The sequence below is a fragment of the Mucilaginibacter gynuensis genome, from assembly GCF_039541195.1.
GTDB lineage: Bacteria > Bacteroidota > Bacteroidia > Sphingobacteriales > Sphingobacteriaceae > Mucilaginibacter > Mucilaginibacter gynuensis.
In genome coordinates this window covers 594,916-607,422 of the sequence record NZ_BAABFT010000003.1, presented here as the reverse complement: position 1 = coordinate 607,422, position 12,507 = coordinate 594,916, and the positions used below count along the sequence as shown (strand labels likewise).

Sequence of the window (12,507 nt, the reverse complement as noted above, 5' to 3'; positions counted from 1 at the left end):
AAGGGGTGGTAATCTTAAAAAATCTGTTAAAGTTGTAGTAGCTTAAATATATCTTCAGTTGTTAATACATGATCGGCAGCGCCAATATGTATGGCCGATAAGGGCATTTCTGCCATTTCAGCATCATCAGGGTCTTGCACAATAGTTAAACCGCCGTTATTCTTTATTTTCAGCAAACCTGCCGCGCCATCCTGGTTGGCGCCCGAAAATAAGATACCCATACAACGATTTTTATAAATATCAGCGGCGCTTTCAAATGTAACATCAATTGATGGCTTTGAGTACCACACCGCATCTGATACGTCTAACCCAAAATATCCCTCTTTTTCAATTAAAGTATGGTAGTTGGCAGGTGCTATATAAATAGTGTTATTTTGTATCACATCTTTATCTGCAACTTCACGGAGGGATATACGAGAATTGTCGGCAAATAGTTTTTCAATTTCGCTAAAAAAGTTCTTTTTACGGTGCATTATTATAATTACCGTCTTATTTAAGTCAACAGCAAAGTTTTTTACTATTTTGAAAAGCAGTTTAAACGACCCGGCAGATCCACCCAATAATAAAACATCGGTATTGTGCCATCTGCGTATTATTTGATCGTTAAGCGCCAATTTTCTGGTATATATTTTCTTTGCTATTTATCATCTTAAACTTTTTACGGAAAGCGTCAGACCGTATAGTTTCTTTCGAGCCAAGGCATAAAAAGCCATGCGGGCTCAAGCTGTTATAAAATAGTTCGAGTATCTTCTCCTGCAACGCGGTTTCAAAGTAAATGAACACGTTACGGCAGCTGATGAACTGAAACTCGTTAAAAACCCCATCGGATACCAGGTTATGTACCGAGAACAAGGTGTTCTGCTTCAGCTCGCTGTGTATGGTAGCGGCATCGTACATAATGGTAAAATGATCGGTTATTGATCCTTTTAGCCCTGTATACTGGTAGTTTTCGGCATAACTTTTTATTTTACGAAAACTGTAAATACCCTTGCGGGCCTCCTGCAATACCTCTGTATTAATATCGGTACCGTAAATGAACGACCGTTTTTGCAACCCCGCCTCGCGCATCAGTATAGCCAGCGAGTAAACCTCCTCGCCGGATGAACAACCCGCGCTCCACATTTTTATGTGCTGGTAGGTTGAAAGATACGGAATTACCTGGGTATTAAGCGATTTATAGAAATTAGGATCGCGAAACATTTCGGTAACGTTTACGGTAACCTCCTCTAAAAAATGCTGAAAAAAGGTATGATCGTTTACCAGCAGGTGTTTCAAATCGTAAAACTCCAGCTTTTTAAGCTGCATAATACGGCTAAGCCTGCGTTTGAGGGATGCCTTGGTATAATTACTAAAATCAAACCCATGCACACGCCTAACCAAATCGATCAATTCATCGAGCTGTTCAGTAGTAACGTTGCCTAACAATAAATCCATATTCTCGTATTAGCTATCTAACCACAATTGCATTAAGGCAATTAACCTGTCCATATCTACCGGCTTGGTGATATAGTCGTTAGCCCCGGCCGCGATACATTTCTCGCGGTCGTCTTTCATTGCTTTTGCTGTTAATGCTATTACAGGCAACTTAGCCCATTTGTTTTGTTTTCTGATATGTCTGGTGGCTTCGTAACCATCCATTTTAGGCATCATAATGTCCATCAGCACTATATCAATGTCTGTAACTTCCTGCAGTTTGGTAATGGCTTCTTCACCATCGTTGGCTATCTCCACATTCATGTCGTAGCTTTGCAGCGCGCTGCTCAGGGCGAAGATATTACGCATATCGTCATCAACAATAAGTACTTTTTTGCCTTTTATGGCATCCTTGCCCTTGCCTACCGCTTTCGCTTTACCATTTGATGCAGGTGCCGATGGTTGCGCGGCATTTTCGGTTATCTTGTTCAGGAACAGGTTCACCTCGTCAATCAGCCTGTCGGATGATTTGCTGGTTTTGATCACCATGGCGTTGGCGTATTGCATCAGCCTGTTAACCGATGTTTTATCCAGCTCCATAGCGGTATTGATAATTACCGGCAGCTCCAGGAACCTGTCTTCTTCCTTGATCTTATCCAACAGATCCAACCCTGATATATCCGGCAGGTTGATATCCAATATAACACACTGGTACTCGTTTTCGTGCAGCATACGGAAAGCCGATTCGCCATCAAAAGCCTGGTCGACCTCAATACCCTGCGATTGCATCATATCTTTCAATGCCTGGCTTTGGGCCTTGTGATCTTCAACCAGCAATATCTGCTTGAATTTGGAACCGCTTTGCAGCATAATATCGCCAAACAGCTTATCGAGCGCGCTGGTATCTATCGGTTTTTTAAGGAAACTGATGGCACCTTCGCGGCGGACCCGGTTGGCAGCAGCTTCGCCTGCCGACATTAAGTGTACCGGGATATTGATGGTTTCTTCTGATTGTTTCAGCTCTTTCAATATCTGCCAGCCATCTTTACCCGGCAGCATAATATCCAGTATTACGGCATCGGGCTGGTTCTCTTTAATAATTTCGACGGCGTGTGTACCCTCGTTCACGATGATGGATTTATAACCATGATCGCGCGAGTAATCTTTTAATATATCGGCGAAGTTTTTATCATCCTCCACAATTACCACCAACGGTTCGCGGCGGCCCGGGTTTACAGATACTACCTGGCTGGCCGGTTTTAAAAACTCTTTGGTTGGTATAAAGGTTTCGGCCGTTGGCAATACTTCTTCAACAATGCCGGTGTTTTGGGCTTGGTATGGCAGCGTAAGCGTAAACTCACTACCACGGCCCGGTTCGCTGGTTAAGGTAATTGCGCCGCCCAGCAACATGGCCAGTTCGCGGCTGATTGACAGACCCAAACCGGTACCGCCATATTTACGACTGGTTGAACCATCCGCCTGCTGGAATGCCTCGAAGATCAGCTTTTGCTTATCCGGCGAGATGCCTATACCCGTATCTTTAATATGGAAGCTAATGGTATCAGGCGCTATTCCTTGTGTTACATTGATAGCTATTGAACCCGACTCCGGCGTAAACTTAAAGGCATTTGATAACAGGTTTTTCACCACCTGCTCTACCCTTACCTTATCGGTATAAATAAAGGCCGGGGTATCTTTTACGCTGGTAGTAAAGTTGATCTTTTTGTTAGATGCCACTTCGGCAAATAACATTTCCATATCGTTCAGGATATCGGCTACCTTAACATCCTCATTTTGCATATCCAGCTTGCCCGATTCTATCTTCGAAAGGTCGAGAATGTCGTTGATGAGCGTGAGCAAATCATTACCGGCATTGAATATTACGCTGGCATATTTTATCTGATCTTCCGACAGGTTATCCTGCTTGTTATCTTTCAGGATACGTGCCAGTACCAATATACTGTTAAGCGGCGTGCGCAACTCGTGGCTCATATTGGCCAAAAACTCCGATTTGTATTTACCGGTAGTTTCCAGTTCCTGTACTTTAAGGTTGATAGACGCCCTTGCCTCTTCAATAGCTTGATTCTTTTCTTCAAGCAAACTGGCTTTTTCTTCCAGTTCGGCATTGATGGTACGCAGTTCTTCCTGCTGTACGCGCAACTCTTCTTCTGATGCCTGCAACATTTCTGTTTTGTTCATCAGCTCTTCGTTGGTAACGCGCATTTCTTCCTGTTGCGCTTCCAGTTCTTCGGCTTGTTGCTGGGTTTCCTCAAACAAGTCGTGCATGATGGTACGGGCCTGCGCGGTATTAACCGATACGCCGATATCATTGCTCACCGCGTCGATATAATCACGCACGTTATCATCTATCGCGCTGTTGAAAGCCAGCTCGATAACACCTTTCAATTTCTTATCAAAGAAGAAAGGTATGATAAAGCTTTCTATCAGGTCGTTTTCAAGTATCGATGTATTCAGCGACAGCTTATTGTTCAGCTTGCCTTTAACAATGGTAGATTTTTTATCATAAGCAACCTGGCCCAATAATCCTTCAGACATTTTAACATGCTGCTTAATAAACTCGGGGTTATGGAAAGCGTACGAAGCGTACAGATCAAGGCGTGTTTCGGCTTCGTTATGCAGGTAGAAGGTACCCGTTACGGCGTGTGTATAAGTACACAACTCGCTGATCACCTTTTCGGCCAATTCCTTCTCGCTTTGCTGGCCCTGCATTTTTTCGTTTAGCAAACCGGTACCTGTAAGCAGCCAGTTTTTAGCTTCGTTTTCGCGCAGTACTTTGCCCAGCTCCACATTAGCCACCGTAATTTCCGCCTCAATACGTTTTTGAGTAGCAAATGTGCCTTGTATGTAATAGAACAATACTATAATAATGATCAAAAACACAAACGACCCTACAATTATAACGGTAATGGCTTGTGCGGATGACGATTCGGATGATGCTTTACGTTCGGAAAGCAGGCCATTTTCCTGGTCGATAATATGCGTGGTAAGCAAGCGGACCTCATCCATATTTGCCTTACCATTGATGAACATATTGTTGGCCACCATAAAATCGAGCCCCTTTTCTTCGCGGGTTTCGATATTGGTTTTAAGGATGTTTAACTGCGCCCCTACCATTGAGTACAATGAGTCGACACGTTTGCTCTGCAACGGGCTATCCTCAACAAGGGTACGCAACTTAGAAAGATCGCTGTTGATCATCGGCAATGCCGCGTTGTACGGATCAAGGAATACCTTTTTATTGGTAGCTCCATAACCACGCATCCCGGTTTCGGCATCTATCAACAATTGCAGCAAACTGGTTGATGTTTTGATCACCATTTGGGTATGATCAACCATTTTGCTGTCCTCTTCAAACTTATTTATGCTTCGGTAAGATAGAATAGCAACCGCGAATACCAATATGATTGACACGCCAAAGCCTGCCAGTACCTGATTGCGAAAAGAGAGTTTAAACATTTGTTAGGGTTAGTTTTTTACAAATATCTTAAAATAATTGAGTTACTTATTACGTAAAATAAGTCCAATCGGTTGCCAAATAAAAAAATCTTACAAGTTTTGGTTGTAAGATCTGTTAGTTTATTTTGTTGGTTCAACGTTGCTGAGTTGCCGCCCCCTTATCAATACAGCGAGCGATAAAATGGCACCGGTGAACAATACGTACCAGCCCCATTTAAACCTTATTTTGCTGGCCAGATAATCGGCCACCGAATGAAACGGTAAAAAGCTGAAACTGGTGTGTACCTTCATGTAAGCGGCAATCCATAATAAAACCACCAACGCCAGCGAACCATAAGCCGCCGCACGGGCTACCTTTAGTTTGTTGAACACCACGCCTATCATCCCTATTATGGCAACTAATAATATGACCATGCCATAAGGCTTGTTAAGGTCATAAACGTTCCAGTTCATGAGGCCGAAGGGGCGCAGCACCGGGCAGTAGCTGCCCGCAATGATGAGTATAAAACCGACTAACGAAATTAAAGATGGTATGCGCATACTATTAACGGGTTATTTCCATTTTATCGGCAAAGTGGGCGCAATAATCGCGCAGGTCTTCCACAATGTTTTTTTCGCCGGTGGCACGTAAAAAGGTATCGCCCATGGTTTGCAGGGTTTCGTAAAAGAAACGCTTCATTTCATCAACCGGCATATCTTTGGTCCATAAATCAATACGCAGGGTATTTTTATAATTCTGGTCCCACAGGGCCAGCATCATTGATTTTACAGGCAGCGCTTCGGTGTTTTGCGAATCGGTTGATTCCCACATAATGTTTTCAGGAACATTATTATCATCAAGGTCTATAGTGAGTTTTATCTCAGCTCTCTTCATTTCAAATTATTTAACAAGTAAAAAAATAACAACCACCAAAGTTATAAAGCTTAGTTCTACCAACCATAAAACTTTTGTCACTTTAAAAAAATTACGGAACATAATATCCAAAAAGGCTACCACAAACGCGAACAATAAAAAGATCCACGTAATGGTACCCGTCCAATGGGTATACTGCTGGCCGGCAATTTTTGCTCCGTTCAGCCATACATAAACCGCCATTACCATCAAAAAAGCGGTGGCAAAGTTTAACGGGGTTAATCTGAATTTCATTTATATAATTAGTATTTCTTTTTTTTGGATGAACGCTTAACGGCGAATTTGGCTGCCACACGCGGGTTGCGCTTGGCTTTTTCGGCCTCGAATTTCTTTTTTTGGTTAAGCGTTTTCTTTTCGTGAAAGGCACCTTTAAAGTCGGGATCGTCGCGGCGCTTCTGCATATCTATTTCGCGGTTCTGATCCTGGCGCTCCTCATAAGGGGTTTCTTCAATAAATACATCTGCCGGAATATCATAAACCGGGATGGTTTGCCTGATCAGTTTTTCGGCCTTGCGCAAATAATACAATTCTGCCGGGTTACAAAAAGTAATGGCTACGCCCGATTGGTAAGCACGCCCTGTACGACCGATACGGTGCACATAATCTTCAATTACAATGGGTACATCAAAGTTGATCACATGGCTGATGTCGCTCACATCTATCCCCCTCGAAGCCACATCGGTAGCTACCAATATCTTTACCTCATCATTCTTGAACGCGTTCATAGAGTTGATGCGGGTATTTTGCCCTTTGTTTGCATGCAGCACCTTCACTTCGTTTTCGCCAAACTTACGCGACAAAAACTTGAATACATCCTCGGCAGCCATACGGGTTTTACAAAAAACCATCAGCTTTTTAATGTCGCCTTCTTCATCCATCAGCTTTTTAAGCAGGTTGATCTTGGTTTTTATATTCGGAACGAAATACAAACGCTGATCGATAGATGCCGCCGGGGTAGCCTGCGGTGTAACTTCCACTACCGTTGGATGTTCCAGAAAATTTGCCGAAAGCTCGTGGATCTTGTCAGACATGGTAGCCGAGAACAACAGGTTTTGCCTTTTGCGCGGCACCACTTCTAATATGCGGTTCAGTTGAGGCATAAAGCCCATATCCATCATTTTATCGGCTTCGTCGAGCACAAGCACTTGTAAGGTTTTGGTTATGATGTGGCCTGCCAGGTATATATCCATAAAGCGACCGGGAGTGGCCACAATAATATCTACCCCTTTATTGATCTGCTCTATTTGTGTTTTAGGGCCAAGGCCTCCGTAAACTACCACCACCCTCAAATCGGTATTGGCGGCGAAGGTTTTTACGTTTTCTTCTATCTGTAAAGCCAGCTCACGTGTTGGCGCTATAATTAAAGCACGCGCGTGTTCGCCTTGCGCGTATTTAAGGCGCATTATTATAGGTAATACATACGCGGCGGTTTTACCTGTACCAGTTTGGGCAATACCCATTACATCCTGCCCGTTCAATATCGGCGGAATAGCCTTTTGCTGTACAGGAGTTGGTTGCGTATAACCGGCATCGGCTATGGCATTTAATATCTGCCGGTTAAAATCAAAATCTTCAAATGTTTCTGCCATGCCGCAAAGATAGGCTTTTCTTTTTAGGCGAAAGGGGGTAAAGGAGAAAGGTTAAAGCTGAAAGGCGAAAGCGGAAAGGTAAAAGCCGAAGGGTGAAAGCGGAAAGATGAAAGCGGGACCCAACTCTTACTATTACTGCTTGGCTATTTACCACTCATCACTTTATATTACCTTTGTAAAGGAAAATCCGAAATTAAACATTTGAAATTCGAAATTCTATCTATGTCATCTATATTAATAAAAGCAGCAACCATAGTTAACGAGGGCCGCCAGCAGGTAGCCGATCTTTTAATAAAAAACGGTTATATCGACCGTATTGACAGCCATATTGATGTGCCCGCCGATACCGTGATCAATGCCGAAGGGTTGCACCTTTTACCGGGTTGTATTGATGATCAGGTGCACTTTCGCGAGCCTGGCCTAACGCATAAAGCCAACATTCGCACCGAATCGATAGCAGCCGTTGCGGGTGGTATTACTTCTTTTATGGAGATGCCGAATACTGTACCGAACACCTTAAACCAACAATTACTGGAAGACAAATACAATATTGCCGCCCAAAGCTCACCGGCTAACTACTCCTTTTTTATGGGAGCATCGAACGATAACCTTGATGAGGTGCTGCGTACCGATATTAAGAACGTGTGCGGTATCAAGGTTTTCATGGGTTCATCAACCGGGAATATGCTGGTAGATAACCCGAACACACTGGAAAAGCTCTTCGCCCAATCGCCCATGCTGATCGCTACGCATTGCGAGGATGAGGCTACCATACAAAGTAATCTCAACCATTACAAACAGTTACTGGGTGATAACATACAGGTGCGCATGCACCCTAAGATCCGCAGTGAAGAGGCTTGTTACCTGTCGTCGTCAATGGCTGTGGCACTGGCAAAAAAGCATAATACGCGCTTGCACATCCTGCATATTTCTACCGAAAAGGAAACGCACCTTTTTGATAATACCACGCCTTTAAAAAACAAACGTATTACTGCCGAAGCCTGTGTGCACCACCTTTGGTTCAGCAATGCCGATTATGAAACCAAAGGCAACCTTATTAAATGGAACCCGGCTGTTAAAACCGAAAACGACCGCGAAGGCATATTGAAAGCTGTATTAGATGGCCGCATCGACGTTATCGCTACCGACCATGCCCCGCATACCATTGAAGAAAAGACGCAACCATATCTACAAGCACCATCCGGCGGACCGTTAGTACAACATGCCCTGCCTGCCATGCTGGAGTTATACCACCACAATAAAATAAGCCTTGAGCAGGTTGCCGAAAAAATGGCTCATAACGTGGCTACCTGTTTCCAGATAGAAAAACGCGGGTTTATCCGCGAAGGCTACTGGGCCGATTTGGTACTGGTAAACCTTAACTCGCCATGGCAGGTAAATAAAAGCAACATCCTGTACAAATGCGGCTGGAGTCCGTTTGAAGATACCACCTTTAAATCAAAAGTGATCACCACCATAGTATCCGGCAATATAGCCTGGAACAATGATTCCTTGGCAACTGAAAAAACCGGTGTGAGGTTGACGTTTGACAGGTAGCCGTGTTTGACTCATTTGCTGTGCGAAGTCTCCTGACTTCCAATAGTGTGAGTGTTACCTACAAAAAATATCATTTCGAACGTAGAGAGAAATCTTCTTCTCCATGCAAGTCTTCATCTGCATATCGAAGAAGATTTCTCTTCGTTCCTCATCGAATGACAAGTATTTAAACTAAAGCTTCCCTGCTACTCCCCTTCCAGCATCTTCTTCAAACCGCCAAATACCATTTGCCAGTTTTGTTCGGAGTGTTCTTTGGCGGCTTCGTCTTTAATATTGTCCTGGGTGATGGTCAAAGTGGTTACGCCATCGGCTTCACTTAAGCTGTAACTCACGTTGGCGTAGTTTTCAGGTTTATCCTCCTGGCCGCTCATGCTGCTCCAGTAGTTGTATTTGAGATATTCGCCCGGGGTAATTTCCAGTATCGTACCCTTATCTTCATAGCTATTGCCATCCCACTCTCCGCTGAAAGTGATAGGGCTGCCTACCTGCCAATCGGATTTTAAGGTGGTGCCGAAAAAGTACTGCTTTACAATTTCAGGGTCGGTAAGGCCTTGCCATACTTCGGCTTTGGGCGCGTTAAAGGTGACGGTGGTTGTTAATGCTAATGTGCTCATGGTTCTTCTGTTTTAGGTAGTTGTATATGATTTTAGTTGATGTGTTGGTATAAGCTGGTCTTCTATCATAGCCGACTGGATCAGTTCGAAATCGTGCTCATTGATCTCAAAAAAACCGAAGCGAAATTTAAATCCCCAGGCATTCTTGTTCTCAATAAATTCAAGATCGTTGATCAGCGGCTTTATCGGTGTTTCGTCGGCCTCGTAAAATTTGATATTGCGGCGATAGGGTGTAAAGTCATCGGTCATTTTATGCTGATACACCTCATCATCTGCCGCACGGCCAATGGCGGTAAAGGCCTGGCAGGGTTCGTTCCCTGTATAAGCTACTTTGGGCGAATAAAACACCACCCAGTCGCCCTTAGCTATTTTCTTTAAAGGGCCTGCCTTACCGTGGTTGGCCTGCATAAAACCGCCTTTAACGCCACGTGCCAAATGATCTTTAGATACCACTGTTACCCAATACTGCATAAGCTTTGGTTTTGATATGTAATATGTTAAACAAAAACGTTGCCAGCAATGCAGGCAATTTATCGCGTCAGCAAATCACATGAGCGGCAGTGACAACAGTATGTCAGCAGTGCAGATAGAATTTAAAATTTAGCGCCTATTTTATGATAAATTTCCTTTATCCTATCCTTCAACTTATCCGGACTTATAATATCGGCACTATCGCCAAACATCATGTACCAGCGGGCAAAGCCCTCAATGTGCTCCGTCAAAAAGGTCATCTCTACCCTGTCGCCTATCGTTTTTTCTGATACAAAACCGTTATAATACTTTTGACTGTTTAGGTAGTTATGTATCTTCTGGTCAACTATCATTATCACGGTTTCCAGTTCGCGGTCGTGAGCGGTTTGGGCAATGTATTCGTTCAGCGTGGGGTGCTGGTCTTCAAATATTTCGTCGGTTATAATCGCGGTTTTTATCCTGTCGAGCCTGAAATCACGATAATCATTCCGCATGCGGCAATAGGCTATCAAATGCCAAAAACTATCCAGGTAATAAATACCCACCGGCTCAACACAACGGGTGGTATGCTGCTGGTTGTGCATGGCAAAGTAATCGAGTTTCAGTACACTTTTTTGGCCGATGGCGTTTAAAATGGTTTGAATATGATCTTGCCTGTCGGCATAGCGCTGGCTGTTACTGCGGATTACGGCAATGTTGGCATCCATATCCTCCAGCAGATCCTTTTCGGAGTTGCGGAGTATCGCTCTTATCTTGTACATGGCTGACCGGTGGTGCGCCATGGTAGAATCATCGGTGAGCTTTTCAACAAACTTTTCGGCAGTTAAAAAGGCGGTGGCTTCCTCTTTGGTAAACATTACCGGCGGCAAACGGTAGCCATCCATAATAGAATAGCCTACCCCGGCCTCACCTATCAGCGGGATGCCCGCTTCTTCCAGTGTTTTCACATCGCGATATACGGTACGCAGGCTGATATTGAAGCGCTCGGCAATATCAGCGGCCTTAACTACCCTGCGCGATTGCAGCTGAATTAATATGGCTGATATTCTGTCGATGCGGTTCATGGCTGCCAAATTAAATAAAAACAGCCTATATTAGCTTAATATAACTGACTAAAATTATGGACAACCAAGGCAAAATAGTTACCCTCGAAAGCTATTACGACCCCATGCTGGCACAAATTATACTGGCAAGGTTACAGGCTAACGGCATTGATTGCTTTATTGCCGATGATAACACCATTGGCGCTAATCCTTTTTATAACCAAGCCATTGGCGGTATAAAAATCAAGGTATTTGAACACGACCTTGAAAAGTGCAGGCAAATACTGGCCGAGCAGATTGACACCGGCGACGAACCCGACGAAGCCCCACAACTATAGTGTTTAGTAATTATTTTATTACCAAACCCGCAAAGCAATTACCACCACTGTTTTTTTAATACATTTAAAACTTATGTTTAACCGCCGAAACTTTCTTAAACTATCAGCAGCGAGCGCTGCCGTGGCTACCATCTCCAAATCAGCCTTAGCTAAAAATATTGCCACCCCGGTTGCGCCAAATCTTCCGGTGGTAATTTCAACCTGGGATTTTGGTATACCTGCCAATAAGGAAGCCTGGAGAATACTGAAAGACGGCGGCCGTGCGCTGGATGCCGTGGAGGCCGGTGTAAAGATACCCGAAGCCGACATGAGCAACCATACCGTTGGCCGTGCCGGTTACCCCGACCGCGACGGGCACGTTACCCTTGATGCTTGTATTATGGATGAGAATGGCAATTGCGGATCAGTTGCCGCTATGGAAAATATAGCGCACCCCATTACCGTTGCCCGTTTGGTGATGGAAAAAACCCCGCACGTGATGCTGGTAGGCGAAGGCGCAACCCAGTTTGCTATTGAGCAGGGTATAAAAAAAGAAAAACTGCTTACGCCCGAGTCGGAAAAAGCATGGAAAGAATGGTTGAAAACAGCCAAGTATTCGCCGGTAATGAATATTGAGAACGCCCAGCACAAACCGGGCAACCAGTATAATCATGATACTATTGGCATGCTGGCTATTGATGCTAAAGGCAATATATCGGGCGCGTGCACTACCAGCGGCATGGCCTTTAAACTGCATGGCCGTGTGGGCGATAGCCCTATTATTGGGGCGGGTTTATATATTGATAATGAAGTAGGCGGCGCCACATCAACCGGTGTGGGCGAAGAGGTGATACGCAACGTAGGCAGCTTTTTGGTAGTAGAGCTGATGCGCCAGGGCATGTCGCCTGAAGAGGCTTGTAAGGAGGCCGTTCATCGCATCATCCGTAAAAAGCCCGAAACCGCTAAACAGATACAGGTAGGCTTCCTGGCCATCAATAAAAAAGGAGAATATGGCGCTTATGCTATACAGGATGGTTTTTCATTCGCGGTTTGTGACACACAAAAGCAAGATTTGCTGATAAAGGGTAAAAGCTTTTACAAATAACATCGTAT

General features: G+C 44.3%; 13 protein-coding genes. 3 read left to right on the top strand and 10 right to left on the bottom strand.

From position 1 onward, the window contains the following. Positions 1-26 precede the first annotated feature (26 nt). The 7 genes from ABD894_RS08835 to ABD894_RS08805 all read right to left on the bottom strand — a co-directional run bounded on the left by ABD894_RS08835 (position 27) and on the right by ABD894_RS08805 (position 7,392). Positions 27-614, bottom strand: a complete 588-nt coding sequence (locus ABD894_RS08835; protein WP_345210647.1) for a chemotaxis protein CheB — start codon at positions 612-614, stop codon at positions 27-29. After that, on the bottom strand, positions 604-1,434 hold the full coding sequence (locus tag ABD894_RS08830; RefSeq protein ID WP_345210646.1) for a CheR family methyltransferase: 831 nt from the start codon (positions 1,432-1,434) through the stop codon (positions 604-606). The genes ABD894_RS08835 and ABD894_RS08830 overlap by 11 nt, the downstream gene beginning before the upstream one ends. Positions 1,435-1,443: 9 nt before the next feature. Next, the gene (locus ABD894_RS08825; RefSeq protein ID WP_345210645.1) at positions 1,444-4,890 is read right to left on the bottom strand and encodes a response regulator; all 3,447 of its coding nucleotides are present in this window, start codon (positions 4,888-4,890) and stop codon (positions 1,444-1,446) included. A 120-nt stretch (positions 4,891-5,010) separates the two neighbouring features. Continuing rightward, the gene (locus ABD894_RS08820; RefSeq protein WP_345210644.1) at positions 5,011-5,430 is read right to left on the bottom strand and encodes a hypothetical protein; all 420 of its coding nucleotides are present in this window, start codon (positions 5,428-5,430) and stop codon (positions 5,011-5,013) included. 4 nt (positions 5,431-5,434) lie between these two features. Continuing rightward, entirely contained in the window at positions 5,435-5,764 is a 330-nt protein-coding gene (gene gldC / locus ABD894_RS08815; protein WP_345210643.1) for a gliding motility protein GldC, read from the bottom strand. Between the two features lie 6 nt (positions 5,765-5,770). Then, positions 5,771-6,037, bottom strand: a complete 267-nt coding sequence (locus ABD894_RS08810; RefSeq protein WP_345210642.1) for a hypothetical protein — start codon at positions 6,035-6,037, stop codon at positions 5,771-5,773. Positions 6,038-6,045: 8 nt separating this feature from the next. Continuing rightward, positions 6,046-7,392: a DEAD/DEAH box helicase gene (locus tag ABD894_RS08805; protein WP_345210641.1), complete on the bottom strand. Its 1,347-nt coding sequence runs from the start codon at positions 7,390-7,392 to the stop codon at positions 6,046-6,048. Between the two features lie 222 nt (positions 7,393-7,614). Between ABD894_RS08805 and ABD894_RS08800 the strand changes: the two genes are divergently transcribed. Then, the gene (locus ABD894_RS08800) at positions 7,615-8,949 is read left to right on the top strand and encodes a dihydroorotase (RefSeq protein WP_345210640.1); all 1,335 of its coding nucleotides are present in this window, start codon (positions 7,615-7,617) and stop codon (positions 8,947-8,949) included. Positions 8,950-9,134: 185 nt separating this feature from the next. Here ABD894_RS08800 and ABD894_RS08795 read toward each other — a convergent pair whose 3' ends face one another. The 3 genes from ABD894_RS08795 to ABD894_RS08785 all read right to left on the bottom strand — a co-directional run bounded on the left by ABD894_RS08795 (position 9,135) and on the right by ABD894_RS08785 (position 11,098). Further along, the gene (locus ABD894_RS08795; RefSeq protein ID WP_345210639.1) at positions 9,135-9,563 is read right to left on the bottom strand and encodes an SRPBCC family protein; all 429 of its coding nucleotides are present in this window, start codon (positions 9,561-9,563) and stop codon (positions 9,135-9,137) included. Positions 9,564-9,575: 12 nt separating this feature from the next. After that, positions 9,576-10,034: an EVE domain-containing protein gene (locus ABD894_RS08790; protein ID WP_345210638.1), complete on the bottom strand. Its 459-nt coding sequence runs from the start codon at positions 10,032-10,034 to the stop codon at positions 9,576-9,578. A 122-nt stretch (positions 10,035-10,156) separates the two neighbouring features. Continuing rightward, a complete protein-coding gene (locus ABD894_RS08785; protein WP_345210637.1) occupies positions 10,157-11,098 on the bottom strand; it encodes a helix-turn-helix transcriptional regulator in 942 nt (313 codons plus the stop codon). 56 nt (positions 11,099-11,154) lie between these two features. On the opposite strand from ABD894_RS08785, the gene ABD894_RS08780 reads away from it, so the two are divergent. Together ABD894_RS08780 and ABD894_RS08775 are read left to right on the top strand one after the other, a co-directional pair. Continuing rightward, positions 11,155-11,415 carry a putative signal transducing protein gene (locus ABD894_RS08780; RefSeq protein WP_345210636.1) on the top strand — a complete coding sequence of 87 codons (261 nt, stop codon included), beginning with the start codon at positions 11,155-11,157 and terminating at the stop codon, positions 11,413-11,415. A 73-nt stretch (positions 11,416-11,488) separates the two neighbouring features. Next, positions 11,489-12,499: an isoaspartyl peptidase/L-asparaginase gene (locus tag ABD894_RS08775; RefSeq protein ID WP_345210635.1), complete on the top strand. Its 1,011-nt coding sequence runs from the start codon at positions 11,489-11,491 to the stop codon at positions 12,497-12,499. The last annotated feature ends 8 nt before the right edge of the window (positions 12,500-12,507 follow it).

Excerpts from the sequence above, each read along its gene's own strand:
- ABD894_RS08800 (WP_345210640.1), top strand. The coding sequence starts at position 7,615 with ATGTCATCTATATTAATAAAAGCAGCAACCATAGTTAACGAGGGCCGC.
- ABD894_RS08820 (WP_345210644.1), bottom strand. The coding sequence starts at position 5,430 with ATGCGCATACCATCTTTAATTTCGTTAGTCGGTTTTATACTCATCATT.
- ABD894_RS08775 (WP_345210635.1), top strand. The coding sequence starts at position 11,489 with ATGTTTAACCGCCGAAACTTTCTTAAACTATCAGCAGCGAGCGCTGCC.
- ABD894_RS08785 (WP_345210637.1), bottom strand. The coding sequence starts at position 11,098 with ATGAACCGCATCGACAGAATATCAGCCATATTAATTCAGCTGCAATCG.
- ABD894_RS08810 (WP_345210642.1), bottom strand. The coding sequence starts at position 6,037 with ATGAAATTCAGATTAACCCCGTTAAACTTTGCCACCGCTTTTTTGATG.
- ABD894_RS08825 (WP_345210645.1), bottom strand. The coding sequence starts at position 4,890 with ATGTTTAAACTCTCTTTTCGCAATCAGGTACTGGCAGGCTTTGGCGTG.
- ABD894_RS08795 (WP_345210639.1), bottom strand. The coding sequence starts at position 9,563 with ATGAGCACATTAGCATTAACAACCACCGTCACCTTTAACGCGCCCAAA.
- ABD894_RS08790 (WP_345210638.1), bottom strand. The coding sequence starts at position 10,034 with ATGCAGTATTGGGTAACAGTGGTATCTAAAGATCATTTGGCACGTGGC.
- ABD894_RS08780 (WP_345210636.1), top strand. The coding sequence starts at position 11,155 with ATGGACAACCAAGGCAAAATAGTTACCCTCGAAAGCTATTACGACCCC.
- gldC (WP_345210643.1), bottom strand. The coding sequence starts at position 5,764 with ATGAAGAGAGCTGAGATAAAACTCACTATAGACCTTGATGATAATAAT.
- ABD894_RS08805 (WP_345210641.1), bottom strand. The coding sequence starts at position 7,392 with ATGGCAGAAACATTTGAAGATTTTGATTTTAACCGGCAGATATTAAAT.
- ABD894_RS08830 (WP_345210646.1), bottom strand. The coding sequence starts at position 1,434 with ATGGATTTATTGTTAGGCAACGTTACTACTGAACAGCTCGATGAATTG.